Origin of the sequence: Parafrankia sp. EUN1f, from assembly GCF_000177675.1 — a bacterium.
In the GTDB taxonomy this organism is placed as follows: domain Bacteria; phylum Actinomycetota; class Actinomycetes; order Frankiales; family Frankiaceae; genus Parafrankia.
Map to the genome: position 1 here is coordinate 50,088 of NZ_ADGX01000019.1, position 15,843 is coordinate 65,930.

The 15,843-nt window shown below is 71.1% G+C and carries 12 protein-coding genes; 6 read left to right on the top strand and 6 right to left on the bottom strand.

Annotated features, from left to right (window positions below):
* Positions 1-5: 5 nt before the first annotated feature.
* The 3 genes from FREUN1FDRAFT_RS08115 to FREUN1FDRAFT_RS08125 form a co-directional block, all read right to left on the bottom strand.
* Positions 6-551, bottom strand: a complete 546-nt coding sequence (locus tag FREUN1FDRAFT_RS08115) for an NUDIX domain-containing protein (protein ID WP_006539512.1) — start codon at positions 549-551, stop codon at positions 6-8.
* Positions 508-3,018 (bottom strand): alpha-amylase family glycosyl hydrolase, encoded by a 2,511-nt coding sequence (locus tag FREUN1FDRAFT_RS08120; RefSeq protein WP_006539513.1) that lies wholly within the window; start codon positions 3,016-3,018, stop codon positions 508-510. Before FREUN1FDRAFT_RS08120 ends, FREUN1FDRAFT_RS08115 begins: the two co-directional genes overlap by 44 nt.
* 197 nt (positions 3,019-3,215) lie before the next feature.
* Entirely contained in the window at positions 3,216-4,826 is a 1,611-nt protein-coding gene (locus FREUN1FDRAFT_RS08125; RefSeq protein WP_006539514.1) for a kelch repeat-containing protein, read from the bottom strand.
* 318 nt (positions 4,827-5,144) lie between these two features.
* Between FREUN1FDRAFT_RS08125 and FREUN1FDRAFT_RS08130 the strand changes: the two genes are divergently transcribed.
* From FREUN1FDRAFT_RS08130 to FREUN1FDRAFT_RS08140, 3 genes are all read left to right on the top strand, one after another.
* The gene (locus FREUN1FDRAFT_RS08130; RefSeq protein ID WP_006539515.1) at positions 5,145-5,573 is read left to right on the top strand and encodes a nitroreductase/quinone reductase family protein; all 429 of its coding nucleotides are present in this window, start codon (positions 5,145-5,147) and stop codon (positions 5,571-5,573) included.
* A gap of 120 nt (positions 5,574-5,693) precedes the next feature.
* Positions 5,694-6,851, top strand: a complete 1,158-nt coding sequence (locus FREUN1FDRAFT_RS08135; RefSeq protein WP_006539516.1) for a GTP-binding protein — start codon at positions 5,694-5,696, stop codon at positions 6,849-6,851.
* A 366-nt stretch (positions 6,852-7,217) separates the two neighbouring features.
* Positions 7,218-7,976: a tyrosine-protein phosphatase gene (locus FREUN1FDRAFT_RS08140; protein WP_157474453.1), complete on the top strand. Its 759-nt coding sequence runs from the start codon at positions 7,218-7,220 to the stop codon at positions 7,974-7,976.
* A gap of 72 nt (positions 7,977-8,048) precedes the next feature.
* On the opposite strand, the gene FREUN1FDRAFT_RS08145 is transcribed toward FREUN1FDRAFT_RS08140, so the two are convergent.
* Entirely contained in the window at positions 8,049-9,023 is a 975-nt protein-coding gene (locus FREUN1FDRAFT_RS08145; protein ID WP_006539518.1) for an alpha/beta hydrolase, read from the bottom strand.
* Positions 9,024-9,111: 88 nt separating this feature from the next.
* Between FREUN1FDRAFT_RS08145 and FREUN1FDRAFT_RS08150 the strand changes: the two genes are divergently transcribed.
* From FREUN1FDRAFT_RS08150 to FREUN1FDRAFT_RS08160, 3 genes are read left to right on the top strand one after another with little or no spacing between them, the layout of a single operon-like run.
* The gene (locus tag FREUN1FDRAFT_RS08150; RefSeq protein ID WP_006539519.1) at positions 9,112-9,840 is read left to right on the top strand and encodes a TetR/AcrR family transcriptional regulator; all 729 of its coding nucleotides are present in this window, start codon (positions 9,112-9,114) and stop codon (positions 9,838-9,840) included.
* A gap of 41 nt (positions 9,841-9,881) precedes the next feature.
* Positions 9,882-11,840 carry an NAD(P)/FAD-dependent oxidoreductase gene (locus tag FREUN1FDRAFT_RS08155; RefSeq protein ID WP_006539520.1) on the top strand — a complete coding sequence of 653 codons (1,959 nt, stop codon included), beginning with the start codon at positions 9,882-9,884 and terminating at the stop codon, positions 11,838-11,840.
* A 13-nt stretch (positions 11,841-11,853) separates the two neighbouring features.
* Positions 11,854-12,561, top strand: coding sequence for an SDR family NAD(P)-dependent oxidoreductase (locus FREUN1FDRAFT_RS08160; RefSeq protein WP_006539521.1), 708 nt, complete (start codon positions 11,854-11,856; stop codon positions 12,559-12,561).
* 36 nt (positions 12,562-12,597) lie between these two features.
* On the opposite strand, the gene FREUN1FDRAFT_RS08165 is transcribed toward FREUN1FDRAFT_RS08160, so the two are convergent.
* Both FREUN1FDRAFT_RS08165 and FREUN1FDRAFT_RS08170 read right to left on the bottom strand, forming a co-directional pair.
* Positions 12,598-14,883 carry a type I restriction-modification system subunit M/S gene (locus tag FREUN1FDRAFT_RS08165; RefSeq protein ID WP_006539522.1) on the bottom strand — a complete coding sequence of 762 codons (2,286 nt, stop codon included), beginning with the start codon at positions 14,881-14,883 and terminating at the stop codon, positions 12,598-12,600.
* 83 nt (positions 14,884-14,966) lie between these two features.
* Complete coding sequence (locus tag FREUN1FDRAFT_RS08170; protein WP_035950746.1) at positions 14,967-15,629, bottom strand: hypothetical protein; 663 nt, start codon at positions 15,627-15,629, stop codon at positions 14,967-14,969.
* Positions 15,630-15,843: the final 214 nt, after the last annotated feature.

Consider the following 15,843-nt stretch of genomic DNA (forward strand, 5'->3'; position numbering starts at 1 on the left):
CGGCGTCAGACGGCGGCGGTCAGGGCCGGCCATGCCGCGCGCAGCGCGGGCAGCAGTGGCATCGTCAGCGCGTGGCGGGCCGAGACCCAGGTCCAGTCCGCGGTCTCCCAGTTGGCGGCGGAGGGTTCGAACATCGTGCCGACATCCAGCACCAGCGTCGTGTATGACCACTGCCCGTGGTCGTCGACGTATTCGCGGGCGGGCGGGTGTGCACGGGGGATGTGCGCCGGTAGCGGGCCGAGCTCCTCCTCGGCCTCCCGCAACGCCCCGGTCAGGGCGGACTCGCCGGGCAGGAGCGCTCCGCCGGGAAGCGCCCAGGTGCCGCCCTGATGCGACCGGGGATGGCGCAGGACGAGCAGGTACCTCGGATCCGGGTCGGCGGCTGCCCGCAGCAGCACACCGGCGGCGCCGAGCGCACCCCAGTGCTGGCAGCCGCGCGAGCAGAGCACGAAACGTTCGATCAGGACGGGCCTCCTCGGACGCTGGCGGCTTCGGTCGACGGTGTGGTCACCAGCCCAGCTTGCCCGCCCACCGCCGCCAGGGACGTCCATGGTGTGAACTTGACGTGCGCCTGCGGTAAACACGGACGCTGACGGCCGCCACGTCGAGCCGGAGCGTCTCCCCGCGTGCGGACAGTGCCCGCTCCCGCCGGGTGCCGCGGCCGCCGAAGGCCACGGCGTCGGTGTCCAGCACCGGCTTCCACCGCCGGCCGGCCAGCGACGGGTGCGACAGTGTGCGGCCGGGCGCGGGCTCGTTGGCCAGGCTCGCCACCACGAGGAACTCCTCGCCCGCGTCCCAGCGGCGGAAGGCGATCAGACGGGCCGGGTCGTCGGCCGCAACCACCTCGACGGACCGCGACCGCAGCGTCGGGCTGCCCAGCCGCAGTGCGACGAGCGCCCGGTAGCAGGCGAACTGGCCGGCGCCGCGATTCGCGCGCAGCCCGGCGAGGTCCTCCTTGGCCTCGGTGAACGAGTCGTGGAGAAACGCCTGGTCGGCACCCACCTCGTCGCCCATCAGGAACATCGGTGTGCCGGGGGAGAGCAGCGTGAGCGCCGCGACACACCGCAGCCGGGCGAGGGCGAACCAGGCGGTCTCGCCGTCGAGCGGGGCGTGGTCGACGGCGACGAGGATGTTGCGCGCGGTCTGCTCGGCGTTGCCCGCCTCGTCGTGGCTTTCTGTGTAGACCACGGCGTGGTCCGCTGCTGCCGTCAGGGCGGCACCGAACCGGCCCATCGCCAGCGGGCCGTGCTGGTCGCGACCGGCGGTGTGCAGCAGCTTCGCGTACTCCGGTCCCTCACCCTTGTCGCCGATCAGGTGGTGGTAGAAGTCGACGTACCAGCGTGCGTCGAAGCCGAGCCCGCCCTCCTCGGCGGGCCTGGTCACCTCGGCCCAGCCCGAGTGGTCCTCCGCGATGAGCATCACCTGCGGGTCGACGACGCGCAGGGTCTGGCACAGCTCGCGCAGGAACTTGCGCCCGGCGATGTTCGCCGCGCCGACGGGGCTCCCGTCCGCGTGCAGGCGGTTGTAGGAGTGGATCGAGGTGGTCTGATCGACCCGCAGCCCGTCGATGTGGAAGTCGTCGAGCAAAGCCACCGCGCTGGCGATGAACAGCGCGCGGACGTTCTCGTCGTGGTAGCGCGGAGCCCAGCCGGAGGAGACGTTGTCGAGGTAGCCGCCGTCCGGGTGGGGGTGGTCGGTCTCGGCACCCTCGTACCAGTAGTAGATGTTCCGGCTCGCGGCCGTGCTGTCGACCTGCCAGGCGCAGCGCTGGGCGTTCGGGCTGTAGTGGTTGTAGACGACGTCCATGAGGACGGCGAGCCCGCGCCGGTGACAGGCGCGGACGAATCCCCGCAGCCCCTCCCGTCCACCCGCGCTCTGCTTGACGGCGAGCAGGTGCGAGCTGCCGTAGCCCCAGGATCTCGTCCCGCTGAACTCGAACATGGGCATCAGCTCGACGGCGTTGACGCCCAGGTCGACGAGGTGGTCCAGCAGGGCCGTCGCGTCGGCGAAGGTGCCGGCCGCGGTGTGGCCGAACCCCAGCGAGCCCACGTGCAGCTCGTAGATGACCAGGTCCTCGACGCGGCGCGGGACGGGCCGGGCCGGGTCGAACTCGTCCGCCCAGAACCGGGCGTCGTCGCGGGTGTCGACGATGACCGAGCAGCTCACGGCGCCGTCCAGCTCGTGGGCCGGCCCGTCGTAGGGGGCGCCGCACGGGTCGACGTCACCGGCGCCGCACTGGCGCGTCGAGTACATGTCGGACCGCCAGGCCACCGAGCCGTCGTCGCGCACGATGCGGTAGGCGTAGCGCCGGCCGACCCAGTCGGTGAAGCCGGGGGCGGCGGCCTCCCACCAGCCGCCGGCCACCGCGCGCATCTGCAGCCTGGTGAGCTGGTCGTCCTCGCCTCGGCCGTCGTCGGCGATGTAGCCGCTCGGCCCGGCGAAGGCCACCTCGACGCCACGCGCGTGTGGCGCCCAGACCCGGAACCGGATCCGCTCAGCCGCCTCGGCGCCGGCGCCGGCGCTCGCGCTGGTGGTGCCGGCCCCGGCCCCGGCCCCGTTGCCGGCCCCGGCCCCGTTGCCGGCGTCGGCGCCGGGGTCGCGGATCAGGCGTCGTGCGCCGTTGTGCCGGTGCGCCGCGAGCCGGAACTCGGCCTGGGCCACCGGCCCGTCCTGCGGCTCGACCCGCAGCTGGCGGACCTGCGTCGTGACCTGCGGGTCCGCCAGCTCCGCGGGGATCCCCCACACCCGCGAGCCGTCGGGACGGACCAGCCACACACCCCAGTCGACGGTCCAGGAGGTACTCGCGTCCAGCGTGACCGAGGCGCGGAAGGCGGCGGTGCCGTCCTCGGCGACGAAGCGCTCCATCGCCGTCGTCGACCACGCGGCGGCGGGCCGCCCCTGCTCGTCCCAGCCGCCGGCGAGCAGTGCCTCGTCCGCGATCCGACGTCCGACACCGGTGTGGTAGACGAAGTCGACGCGAACGGTTCCGGTGTCCTGCATGACCGACCAGAATGTCATGCTTGGCGCGCTTTGCGGCTCTCGGTACCCGACGGGGTCACCCGTCGGCGTAGGCGCGGTCGGGGGCCCGGGCCGGGCCGATCGCCGTGGCGGGCCCGGCGCACGCGTCGGCGCTGTTCTCCCGGGAGGACCGCCCGGGAGAACAGCGCCGACAGATGATCTTACTTCAGATGATCCTCACAGGATCGGCGGGCGGGTCACTCGCTCAGCGACGCCGTGGAATCCAGCGCGGTACCGGAGCTGGAGGTACCGCCGGTCACGTAGACGTGGCCGTCACCACCGGTCGCGGCACCGGCGCCGGCGCGGGTCGAGAGGGCCCCGCTCGGGCCGGCCGACCAGTTGTCGTCGTCGGGGGTGAACACCTGGGTGTCACCGACGACCTTCCCGTTGCTGTCCCGGCCACCGGTCACATAGACCCGGCCGTCCGGCCCGGTCGCCGCCGCCGCGTCCGAGACACCGGTCGGCAGGTCGGCTACCTGAACCCAGGAACCGCCGGGCGCGCCACCGGAGCCCGGCGTGTACGCGTAGGCGTCGGAGGAGGCCTTCTTGCCGTTGCCCGACGCACTCCCACCGGCGGCGAGGATACGGCCGTCCGGCAGCGCCGCCAGCGCGGGCGAGGTCGTGGCCGACGGCGGAGCCGCGGCCGTGGACCAGCTCCTGCTGCCCGGGTCGTAGATGGCCAGCGTGGAGGAGTCGAGGACGTAGATCTTCCCGTCGTTGCCGCGGGTCGCGCTCGGGTCGCCCATCGGCTTCGGCAGCGACGGCCCGCTGCTCCATGAGCCGCTCGACGGCGAGTAGACCTCGACGGAGTCCGTCGGGGTGGCGTCGTCACCGGTACGCCCACCGATCGCGTAGACGTTTCCGTTCGCGTCGGTGGCGGCGGCCGGGTGGGTGCGCGCGGTCGTCAGCGACGCCGCGTTGGACCACTCGCTGCTTTTCGGGTCGAACACCTGGACGGTGTCCACCGGCGTGCCCGCGCCGGGTGACACGGCCGCGCCGCCGGCGCCCGGCGAGGCGCTGGCCGACGACGTCGGCGAGCCGCTGGACGTCGCCGTCGAGCCCGGCGACGTGGTGGTGGTTGTGGTGGTGGGCGTCGTCGTGTCGTTGCCCGGCGAGCCGGGCATGTCGGTCGGCATGTCGGTCGGCATGTCCGTTGGCATGTCAGTCGGCATATCGCCGTTGAACGCGGCCGGCGTCAGCCGTACACCAGGCGTCTGCCCCGTCCCGCCACCGGCCGGGCCGGTCGTCGGCGTCGTCGGACCGCCGGTCTGGGGCGACCCGGTGGGGGAGGACGTGGTCGCGGTGGGGCTTGTGGTCGGCGAACCGGTCGGCGAAGCGGTTCCGCCCGCTCCACCGGCGCCCGCCGCGCCGCTGGTGGTCTCACCGCCGATCGCGAAGATCTTTCCGTCGCAGCCGGCGGTCGCCCCCAGGTTGGCACGCGCCGAGGGCAGGTCGGCGACGGACTGCCAGGTCTTCAGAGGGCCGGAGACCTCCGGCAGCGTCGGGCACTTCGAGCCCGCCGTGCCCGCCGCGCCGGGTGCGGCGCTCGCCGTGCCGCTGGGTGAGGGCGAGCCCGTCCCGGTGGGTGAGGCAGTCCCGGTGGGCGAGGCAGTCCCGGTCGGCGATCCGGTTCCGCCGGTCGGTGAGCCCGTCCCGTAGGTCGGCGCGGCCGACTGGGTGGCCGGGCTGGTCGGCTGGGCGTGGGCGTCTGGTGCGAAGAGGATCGGCGTGGCCAGGGCCGCGGTCAGTGTGGCGGTCAGGACGAACGCGCGGGACGCACAGCGCTGGGACGTTCGTGACCAGCTCATGGGTTCCCCCCTTTGAGGCCCCGAGCGGGACCGGACCATTGGGTGGACATCGGGCGCGACCGACCGCGATCGGCGGCGCACGAGGATGGTCGGCTCTGGTTAGCCGCGGTCGTTGCCACATCGAGGGTCGCGACGGGCACGGATTGTCTTCCCCTAGTTTCTGAGAGTAGTCATGGCTGTGCGTGACCATCGGGGGTCACCCGCCGCGAATGCCAACCAGCCCACCGGACCACCCGCTCGATGGCTCGACGGGGCACGGAGCGGAGCGGGCCTTAGGCTTGCCGGGCCGGGCGGCGAGGACGGATCGAGGGCCGGGACATGGTGAGCGAGCGTGGCTTCAAGGCCATGAACAGCGCGCACAGGCTGCTGTTGAAGGCGACCCGCGGCCGGCTCGGCTGGCATGCGATCGGCATGCCCGTCCTGGAGCTGACGACGGTCGGCCGCCGCAGCGGCCACCAGCACACGATCATGCTCACCTCGCCGGTCCGCGACGGCGCGGCGATCGTGTTGGTGGCCTCCCGAGGCGGCGACGACCGCCATCCCGACTGGTTCCTCAATCTCCGCGCCCAGCCTGACGTCGAGGTCCGCCTCCGTGGTGACGCGTGGCGCCCGATGCGCGCCCGGGTCGCCACGGAGGCGGAACGCGACCGGCTGTGGCCGCGGGTCGTCGCGGGCAACCGGGTCTACGAGGGATACCAGCGCAAATCGAAACGGGTGATTCCCCTGGTCCTGCTGGAACCGCGCTGACATCACACCCGTGCGGGGCGCGGATGGTCCGGATGGTCCGGCCGTGGGCTCCCATACCGGCGCCGAGCGGGAGGAATCCGAGCAGGAGGAAGATGCCGACAGACGGGGAGGCGGGTGGGGATGGCTGTGCGGGTGCCGGTGATCGCGCTCACCGGATATCTGGGCGCGGGCAAGACGACGGTGCTGAACCACCTGCTGCGGGCCCCCGGGGCGCGGCTCGGTGTGGTGGTCAACGATTTCGGTGCGATCAACGTCGACGCGGCCCTGGTCAGCGGCCAGGTGGACGAGCCTGCCTCCATCGCCGGTGGATGCCTGTGCTGCCTGCCGGACACCGACGGCCTCGACGTGGCGCTGGCGAAGCTGAGCCAGCCGAAGCTGCGCCTCGACGCGGTGATCGTCGAGGCCAGCGGGGTGGCCGACCCGCCGGCGCTCGCCCGGCTCATCCGGTTCAGCGGGGTGCCTCGGGTGCGCCCCGGCGGCCTTGTCGACGTCGTGGACGCCGCCGCCTACTTCGACACGGTCGACCCGGGCACCGGCCTGCCCCCGGCCCGGTTCGCCTCCGCGACCCTCGTCGTGATCAACAAGACCGACCGGCTCCCGCCGGAGCACCGCGCGGACATCCTGGGGCGGATCACCGACCGGGTACGCGAGTCCAACCCGCAGGTCCACGTCGTCGAGACGACGCACGGGCGCCTTGACCCCGCCCTGGTCCTCGACACCGCGAACCCGCACGACCCGATCGACGAGCTCCCGCTCGCCGCCGCGGCCAGGGAGGCCGGCGAAGCCGGGGACGGCGAGGGCCACGCCCACGACCATGACGGCGAAGCACACCCGCGGGCCGACGCGGTGACCGTGCTCGCCACCGGCCCGGTCGACCCGGGCCGGCTGGTCGATCTGATCGAGCGGCCCCCTCCTGGCGTCTACCGCCTCAAGGGCACCGTGACCGTGGACACCGGCCGCGGTCTGCGCCCCCATGTGGTCAACCTCGTCGGCGGCCAGATCCACATCGCCGCCCGGCCCAGCATCCCGAAGCCCGGCATCCCGAAGCCCGGCATCCCGAAGCCCGGCATCCCCGAGCCCAGCAGCACCAGCCCCGGCTCCAGCTCGACCAGGCCCGGCTTCGCGGCCGACGGCGGCGACGGACTGGTCGCGATCGGCCTGCGCCTCGACCTGGCCGGCGTCCAGGCCCGGCTGGAGGCGGCCGTCGCACCCTGCACCGCGCGGCCCACCGCGGACGACGTCCGCCGCCTCGCCCGCTATCGACGGCTGAGCGTCTGACCCGCTCGTTCGGCCGCCGCCCGAACTCGGGTCGGGGCGACAGGCAGGGCTCCTGCGGGAGGCGCGCAAAGGGGCGCAGCGTCACTGGCAATCCGCGAGAAGAGAGGATTTTGGTCGTCAGAACGCAAAATCCTCCACTCTTCGGACTCGCCCAGCCGGGCCGCCGTGCTCGGCAACGGATTCCCCTGGCTCGGTGACCCGCTGATTCGTGCCCTGCTTGCGGTATGGAGAAAACCTGGGCGGCGGTACACTCCAAAGCGGGCCTGGAAAGCGTGAAGAATCTTATGGATTACGTTCGAGTCGAGCTTTGTGTAGCTGCATGGTGAATTGTGGTCCAATTCCGGTGAAAGGTCTGGTTTGGGGAACTTGACACCCTTTGACGGGATAACCAATGCGAGGGATCTCGGTGGTCTCTCCACGTTGGGCGGTTTGCGTACGTTGTCGAGTGTCCTGTATCGGTCCGGCGCCCTGGACCGCATGTCGGAGCGGGACCGGCACCGGCTCGTCAACGAGATGCGTGTCGGTACGGTCGTGGACATTCGAACGCGCGAGGAATCCGACGGGGACGGGCTTCAGGACCAGCGGCTCCTGCCCGAGGTGCGGTGCGTCCACGTCTCGGTGGTTCCCGAGGGGAGAATCGGTCGCGAGCCCTTCCCCGACGGCCGCGATCCCATTGCGCTCGCCGAGGGCTACTTCGCGAACCTGGTCGAGGGCGCGGAGGCCCTCGCGGAGATCATCGCCATCATCGCGGGTGCGGTGTCGGTGGGCGAGTCGGTACTCTTCCACTGCGCTGCGGGGCGCGATCGTACCGGGCTGGTCGCGGCTCTCCTGCTCGGCCTCGTCGAGGTCACGGACGAGCACATAATTTCGGACTACATCGCCAGCAACTCCCATGCGCTGACCATCGCGGAGCGCCTGCGGGCGAATCCGCTTTACGTCGCGCAGAGCGCTGACGGAATAAAGCCGGTGATGTTGCGGAACCTGACGATGATCCACTTCCTCGGCCTGGTCGGCGACAGGTTCGGTGGCGTCGACGGGTGGGCCTCGCGGGTGGGGGTAAGCGACGAGGCGGTCTCCGGGCTGCGCAGGAGCCTCGTGCCCGGGCAGGCCGCGCAGAGCCCATGACCGTTTCCCGGCGGTCCCCACGGCGTCCCCGCGGCGACGCTGTCTGAGGCGTACGTCGTGGGGCTGGCGCCGTCAGGTGTTGCGGATGGCGTTGGCGACGAGACCGAGCGCCTCCTCGGCACGAGGCAGGGCGGCGGGGTCCAGGGTCAGGAAGCCGTGGATCTGCCCGGCGTATAGGTGCAGGTCGACGCGGACGCCGGCCTGCCACAGCCGGTCGGCGTAGGTGAGGCCTTCGGCGACGAGGGGGTCGCAGCCGGCGAGGAGCAGCGTGGTGGGCGGCAGGTCCTGGACGTCGGCGTGCAGCGGTGCCACATCCGGGTCCTGGCGCAGCGCCGGGTCCGGTACGTAGTGGTCGAAGAACCAGTTGAGGTCGTCGTCGGTCAGGGGCCAGTCGTCGCCGAAGTGGCCGCCGGCGCGGTGCTGCTCGCCCGCGGTCACCGGGTAGGCGAGGATCTGCCGGGCCACCGGCGGCCCGCCGCGGTGGAGCAGCCGGCGGACGGCGACGGTGGCGATGTTCCCGCCGGCCGAGTCGCCGAGCACCACCAGCCGGGCCGGGTCGCCTCCCCATTCCGAGGCGTGGGCGGCCGACCATGCGATGGCGGCGACCGCGCTGTCGACGGCGTGCGGGTAGGGATGCTCGGGCGCCAGCGGGTAGTCGACCGACACCAGCACGCAGTCGGCGGCGTGGACGAGCCGCCGGCAGAAGGAGTCCGAGGCGGCGACACTGCCGATGACCCAGCCGCCGCCGTGGAAGTACACCACCACCGGGAGACCTGCGTCAGCCTCTGCCTGTGGCCGTTGCCGCGCTCGGTAGATGCGAACCGGCACCCCGGCCCGGCCCGGCACGTCCACGGTGATGTCGTGGAGGTGGTCGACGTCTGGCCCGGCGGACCCGGCCGCGGACCGTTCCTCCAGGTAGACACGCGCGCCGTCGACTCCCCGCTCGCGCATCGACGGCTGGCCGAGCTGCCTGATGCGGGCCGCGAGCTCCGCGGCGTCCGCGTCCTGCCCCGGTGGCAGTGACAGCCTGACCTCGGCGTTGCCCATCGGCCCGCCCTCCTTGTCGCGCGACGGCTATGCTTTGGACGGATGTCCGAACTCCTCGGACGCTTGTCCGGATCGGAGTGTATGCCGCATGACGGGCCCCGCGGTCAGCGAACCGGGCAGCGAGCCGGCGGCTGCCACCGCAGACCAGGCCGCACGCTGGTCGCCGAACCAGCAGGCGGCACGTGCGCGCATCGCGCAGGCCGCGGCACGTCTGGTGGCGCGCTCGGGGATCGCCGCCTGCACGACCCGGGCCGTCGCCGAAGAGGCCGGCCTGACGAAGAGCACGGTCCACTACTACGTCGACAACGCGGGCGAGCTTGTCGACCTGGCCGTCCTGACCTTCCTGCGGCAGCTCGCCGACCGCGTACGCCAGCACATGGACGCCGCGGCCGACGGCCCGGCGGCGTTCCGCGCCCTGGTCCGGACCTTCCTCCCTCCGGGAGACGGCACCGCGGAGCCAGGTGGCATCGCGGAGCCAGGCGGCGTCGCCGTGCCGGGCGGCGAGACGGCGCCGGAAGGCGGCGGCGTGGCGCTCGGTGAGACCGCGAGGCTGAACAGCCTGGTCCTGTGGACCACCTACCTGGCGCACGCCTGGCCCCGGGGCGCCCACGCCGAGGTGCTGACCTGCTTCGAGACCATTCGCGCGCTGTTCGAGGACGCCATCGGGCGATGCGGTGTCCCGGAGCCGGCGGAGCGGGCCCGCGCGGTGCACCTCTACCTGCTCGGTGCCGTCCAGCACAACATCATGCGGCCGCTGCCCCCGGCCGAGGTCGCCCGCGCGGTCACGGCGCTGAGCGGCGTCCCGATCCACCAGTGACCCGTACCTGACCGGATGCCCGCTCGGGAAGGATGAAAAGAATGCCAGCCGGCGTCTCCCGGAGAACCGAAGGCTCCTCGTCCTCCTTACTTCCTCCGATCACCCAGGACGATGACCAGATCGCCGCGTTCCTGGAAGGCGTCAGCGTGCCGACGCTGGTCGCGTCGATGGCCCATCTCACCGGGGACCCCGCCTTCGTCCGCGGGCCGCTGCGGCCGCGGACCTTCATTCCGAACGACTTCCAGGGCGGGCTCGAGGAGCACGAGTCACGCGCCCTGCGCGAGCAGGCGCTGGCCGCGATCCGGGTCTACCGGGACGCCGGCTGCCCGCCGGTGCCACCGCCGCCCGGCCCGCTCGCGCGGGAGATCATGGCCTGGCTGGTCTGCGAACCGGTCGCCGACGAGTACGCCGAGATGTTCCTGGAGGAGATGAACATCGCGGGCGACGACCCCCGGCGCCTGGATCTCGGCGACCTCGACGCCGCGGCGCGCCACGGCCTTTCCGTCGTCGTGATCGGCTGCGGCCAGTCCGGGCTGCTCGCCGGGGTTCGCCTCAAACAGGCCGGGATTCCGTTCACCATCATCGAGAAGAACGCGGACGTCGGCGGAACCTGGCTGGAGAACAGCTACCCGGGCTGCCGGGTGGACGTCGGCAACCATTTCTACTGCTATTCGTTCGAGCCCAGCGACGGCTTCGGCGGCTACTTCTCCCAGCAGCCCGAGCTGCTGGGCTATTTCCGGCAGGTGATGCGCCGCCACGACATCGCGCCGCACGTCCGCTGGAGCACGGAGGTGCTCTCCGCGACGTGGGACGAGGTCGCCTCGCGATGGCACCTGGTCATCCGCGGCCCGGACGGGACGCGGACCCGCCTCGACGCGAACGTCGTGATCTCGGCGGTCGGGCAGCTCAACCGCCCGCTGACCCCCGAGATCCCCGGCCTGGACACCTTCTCGGGCCCCGTCTTCCACACCGCTCGCTGGGATCACTCGGTCGGGCTGGCCGGAAGACGGGTCGCGCTGATCGGCGCCGGCGCGAGCGGTTTCCAGGTCGCCCCGGCGATCGCGCAGGACGTCGAAAGCCTGGTCGTGTTCCAGCGCAGCGCCCAGTGGATGGCACCGAACCGGAAATACCGCCAGGCCGTGGACGACGGGGCGAAATGGGCCATGCGCCATCTGCCCGGCTACGCGTCCTGGTACCGGTTCATGCTCATGTACCAGGCCAGCGACAAGGCCCTGGACCTGGTCCGGGTGGACCCGCACTGGCCGGGGCTCCCGGAGTCCGTCAACGCCGCGAACGAGGCCCGGCGCCGGGTGCTCCTGTCCTGGATCGAGCGCCAGGTCGGCGACGACCCCGAACTGCTCGCGAAGGTGATTCCCGACTACCCGCTGATGGGGAAGCGGCTGCTGCAGGACGACGGAAGCTGGCTGCGGTGCCTGCGCCGGGACAACGTCGACCTGGTCCGTGACGAGATCATCCGGATCGAGCCCGACGCCGTCGTCACCGGTCGGGGGCGTTTCGAGGTCGACGTGATCGTCCTGGCGACGGGTTTCCGAGCCAACGAGTTCCTCGCCCCGATGGACATCACCGGTCGCGGCGGAGCGCGCCTGCGCGAACAGTGGGCGGACGGCCCCGCGGCACATCTGGGTATCACCGTGCCGCGTTTCCCGAACCTTTTCCTGATGTACGGCCCCGGCACGAACCTCGCGCACGCCGGGAGCATCATCTTCCACTCGGAATGCCAGCTGCGCTTCATCGGATCGTGCCTGCGGGCACTACTGACGGGCGGGTACCGGTCGATGGAGGTGACCACCCAGGCGTTCGACGACTATGTCGGGCGGCTGCGGGCCGAACTCGCCGGCACGGTCTGGGCGCATCCGGCGGTGCGGCATTCCTGGTACAAGGGCGACGACGGCAGGGTGCACGTCCTGAGCCCCTGGCGCCTGGTCGACTACTGGCGGATGACCCGCGACGTCGAGCCCGGTTCCTATCTCTTCACCTGACAGGAGAAGCGCAATGACACACCGGGTCGCCATCGTCACGGGTGCCGCGAGAGGGCAGGGAGCCGCGGTCGTCCGCCGCCTGCGCGCACAGGACTACGCCGTGGTCGCCATGGATCTGACCACCCCGGAGAGCAGCGACCCGCTGGTCGTGGACTGCCAGGGGGACGTCCGCAGCGAGAACGACTGGGGGAGGGTGGTCGAGATCGCCGTCGAACGTTTCGGCGCCCTGCACGTCCTCGTCAACAACGCGGGAGTGCTCCGTAGTGGTTCGATCCCGGAGGAGACCGGCGACGGCATGCGCGCGCTGTGGGAGATCAACTGCCTCGGCGCCTTCCTGGGCGTGCGGACCGCGCTGCCGGCCCTGCGCGCGGCGGCCGAGGAACACGACGCCGCGGTCGTCAACACCCTGTCCGTCGCTGCCGTCCGCGGGTTCGCGAACCACAGTGCGTACTCGTCCTCCAAGTTCGCGCTCCGCGGGTTCACCCAGTCGGCGGCCAAAGAACTCAGCCGGGACCGGATCCGGGTGAACGCGGTGGTGCCGGGCCCGATCGCGACCCCGATGCTCGATCCGTCCACCGTCGACCGGCTGGGGAAGGAGCTGCCGCTCGGCCGCGCCGGAACCGCGCAGGACGTGGCCGAGGTCGTCGCGTTCCTCGCCTCACCCGCCGCGAGCTTCATCACCGGCAGCGAATACGCCATCGACGGCGGCCAGCTGATGTAGGTCTGGTGCCGACCGCTCCGCGGCAATCGGATCCCCTCATCCCGGATCACGAAAAACCAGCGGGAGAAGCGCGTCGCGGAGCCCGGTACCAGCCCTGCGGATCCGGTCGTGGAGTGCCGCAAGGTCATCCAAAGCACTCACCGTTACGCCGATCCGCTCCTGCTGACCACGGTCCGGAAGCAGGAGCGGAAGTCGGCGTATGGTCGCGGCGGTGACCAGCCTGACCGCCGAGCCGGTCGAATGGGCGAGCAGCCATTCGTGGGTCTGGGGAAGGGCCAGATAGTAGAGCAGGTAGCTGGGGTCCACGGATTCGTTTGGGCGCAGGCGCAGGCAGGATGTGCCGATCAGCCAACCGCGCTGCTCCTCGGTCACCAGGGCCTGTCGGCCGAGCTGGCCGGTTCGCACGCACACGATGTCACCCGGCCTGAGTCGGTACCGCGTGAGTTTTTCTGCCAGGTCGGGCTCGACATGGTCGATCATCTCCGGCGAGATCCGGTTCTCCACGAGATTCCTGGGCTTGACGACCGCTGTTCCGGAAGGCCCGTTGTGGTCCGTTCTGATCGCGCCGGAGAAACCCGCGAGTACGTCGCACACGTCACCCAGAGGTAGCCGTTTCCAGCTGGTGGCGGTCGTGTCCAGAAGTTCGCCTACCGAGTCCAGTTGGAGTTCCGCCCGCTCCTGGGCCTCAGCCGCCTGCCGACGCAGCCCGCGCAGGTCGTGACGGAGATCCTCGATCGAGGCCCGAGCGTGGGCGGGGTCGCCAAGGGCGACGGCGGCAGACGGGGAGGTGAAGGACAGGTAGCGGCCCGGACTGAGCGCGTAGTCATCCTCGCTGATCCGCCGCCTGGCCACCGGGTGCGAGATCACCGTCCCCGACGACAACACTGACCGATCCTGATAGGCCGCCACGATGCGGTCGATGTCCTCGTCACGCAGTTCGAGGCGAATCCGGTCGACCGGCGTCCCGGCGCCGCGGGCGTCGATGAACAGCACGTCGTCACGGTCGTGGTCTGGACGGCGCAGTATCCAGAGTGTCGCCGGAATCAACGTGTGGGCGAAGAGCCGGGGTGGCAGTGACACCACCGCATCGACGGCACCAGCGCTGACCATGGCGGCCCGGATGAAACTTTCCCGGGGGTTGGCTGATGAACCGGCCCCAACGGGCATCACGACGGCGGCCCGACCATCCTTGGCCAGGGAAGTCAGCGCGAACTGCAGCCAGGCGTAGTTCGCGTTGTGGCTCGGAGGTTCGCCGTAGGGCCAGAAAGAATTCAGGAAGGTGGTGTCCTGCCAGTATGAGTCATTGAACGGCGGGTTGACCAGGACCAGGTCGAACATCTCGTCCGGCTTCTGGTCGGGCCAACCTGCGTGGCCGACCCGCAGATTCTGTGGGGCGAGATCATGCAGGAGCAGGTTCATTCTGGCGATCCCTGCGATCGAGGAATCGCTCGTATGACCACTGGCGATCAGACCCGAGGTGTTCGGGTTCCGCGATCTGACATGGTCGGCGGCAGCGGTGAGGAACTCACCCGCGCGGCAGAACGGGTCATGGATCCGCTCGCCGCCGACGGGGTTCGTGAGGCGGACCGCCATCCGAACGACGGAGCGGGGGGTCGTGAGAAGGCCTGACCGCCGACCGCCAGCCGTCGTCGCGTGCGCCAGCAGTTCGTCGGCGATCGGCCCGGCCTGAGTCGGAATACCGCCGCGGCTGTTACCGAACGCCGGTTCGAGGCAGTCCAGGATCTCGATCGCTGGTGCGAGTCGGTGGACGTCGTACGGGCTCTCGAACAGAGGCGACAGGTCGGGCCCATCGCCCGCCGCCTGTGCACGCCAGACGAGCTCTCGCACCTCGCGCGGCAGCCCCCGCTCAGTCGCAGCCCTGAGATCCTTCCATCGCTGTTCCTCCTGGAACCGGAGGTGGAGCAGCGTGAATGCGAGGCCCGTGAGGGGCAGCTGACCGACGCCTACCGAGAGCCTGCCTCGGTAGGCGTCGGCGAGTGCCCGCCACAGCCGGCCACCGGTACCTGTGGGGACATCGGCGGACTTCGGCAGTCCGGGCTCTGGTTCGGGGACCTCGACGGCCAGCCGGAACCGGTCGCCGTAGGTGGCGCCCGGCGCCTCATCGACCCGGCGGTCCGGGGCGGCGACCGCACGGCCGTCAAGCCAGGAGGCAACCTCCGCCGCCTGGAAGACCTCGCGGCCGTCCCGCTGCTCGGCAGCGGGAAAGCCCACGTGTCGCCTTCGCCAGTTGCTGACCGCGGCCGGTTTCACTCCGGCGCCCCGAGCGATCTCGGTGGCCGACACCCAGGCAGGGCCGGTCATACGTTCCTCACCTCGCCAGCGGCAGTGCCGTGATCGACGGACCGGTCGGGAAGAACGAGACCGCAGGCTCCATCCACCGTGGTTCAGAACCTTGGCAGGTAGGCGTTGCTGTGGATCCCCTCTCGGCGGGACAGTATCTCCGGAATGCGATCGAGAGGTTCGACCTCCCGTGCTGCCTCCGGCGACAGGTAGCCCAGCAGGCGATAGATCTTCGCCCGATCAGCGGCGAGATCGCGATGGTGGATCGGCTCGTAGTGCATCACTCTGTTGCGGAGCAGGAGCATGGCCTCGAGGCTGTCGTGCAGCTCGCGGCGCGACCCCCGGTAATGCGGGAACGCACGATGCAGGGTGGGGACCCAGAGCGTCCGGTCGTATCCGCGGCTGAGCAGGGCGACCCAGAAGCCGAAGGTGAGTGTGGCGACCACGTCGTCCGGGCCGAACTGGCGGCCGTCCGACCCGGCGAGCTTCTCGTACGCTTCCTTCACCTTGCGGGCACCATGCGGTTTGAGCTGGGTGAGGGTCCACCAGTCGGGACGGGCGTAGTGCCGACGGAGCGTGTCGTGCAGCGTGTTGCGCAGGCCGATCTCGAGGCAGTGCAAAGGTCCGTAGAAGGCGGCCGAGACGGCCGAGTTCCACCAGTAGAGACGTATTCCCGCCTCGGCCGATCCACCGACCGCGCGCAGATAGGGCGTAAGGCGCGGTGGGGACAGAAGATCACGGATCCAGTCGGGCGGTTCGGCGCTCATGGAGTCCCCCGAGGTGGGTGCGTCGGCATCGTGGGTGGCGTAGAGTTGTGGGCGTACGCCCCGGGCACGCCTCTGCATGCATGCCGCCCGGGGCACGGCCATTTTCTGAGGGATTTCCCGGATCCCCCGCCAGCTGTGGGCGGGTGTGGCTCCGACCTACATCTGGCGCCCACGCTCGCGTACGGGAGTACGTCGGGCGCCGGCGCCCGACCGT

Coding starts and splice junctions, on each gene's coding strand:
- FREUN1FDRAFT_RS08115 (WP_006539512.1), bottom strand. CDS start 551: ATGGACGTCCCTGGCGGCGGTGGGCGGGCAAGCTGGGCTGGTGACCAC.
- FREUN1FDRAFT_RS08120 (WP_006539513.1), bottom strand. CDS start 3,018: ATGACATTCTGGTCGGTCATGCAGGACACCGGAACCGTTCGCGTCGAC.
- FREUN1FDRAFT_RS08125 (WP_006539514.1), bottom strand. CDS start 4,826: ATGAGCTGGTCACGAACGTCCCAGCGCTGTGCGTCCCGCGCGTTCGTC.
- FREUN1FDRAFT_RS08130 (WP_006539515.1), top strand. CDS start 5,145: ATGGTGAGCGAGCGTGGCTTCAAGGCCATGAACAGCGCGCACAGGCTG.
- FREUN1FDRAFT_RS08135 (WP_006539516.1), top strand. CDS start 5,694: ATGGCTGTGCGGGTGCCGGTGATCGCGCTCACCGGATATCTGGGCGCG.
- FREUN1FDRAFT_RS08145 (WP_006539518.1), bottom strand. CDS start 9,023: ATGGGCAACGCCGAGGTCAGGCTGTCACTGCCACCGGGGCAGGACGCG.
- FREUN1FDRAFT_RS08150 (WP_006539519.1), top strand. CDS start 9,112: ATGACGGGCCCCGCGGTCAGCGAACCGGGCAGCGAGCCGGCGGCTGCC.
- FREUN1FDRAFT_RS08155 (WP_006539520.1), top strand. CDS start 9,882: ATGCCAGCCGGCGTCTCCCGGAGAACCGAAGGCTCCTCGTCCTCCTTA.
- FREUN1FDRAFT_RS08160 (WP_006539521.1), top strand. CDS start 11,854: ATGACACACCGGGTCGCCATCGTCACGGGTGCCGCGAGAGGGCAGGGA.
- FREUN1FDRAFT_RS08165 (WP_006539522.1), bottom strand. CDS start 14,883: ATGACCGGCCCTGCCTGGGTGTCGGCCACCGAGATCGCTCGGGGCGCC.
- FREUN1FDRAFT_RS08170 (WP_035950746.1), bottom strand. CDS start 15,629: ATGAGCGCCGAACCGCCCGACTGGATCCGTGATCTTCTGTCCCCACCG.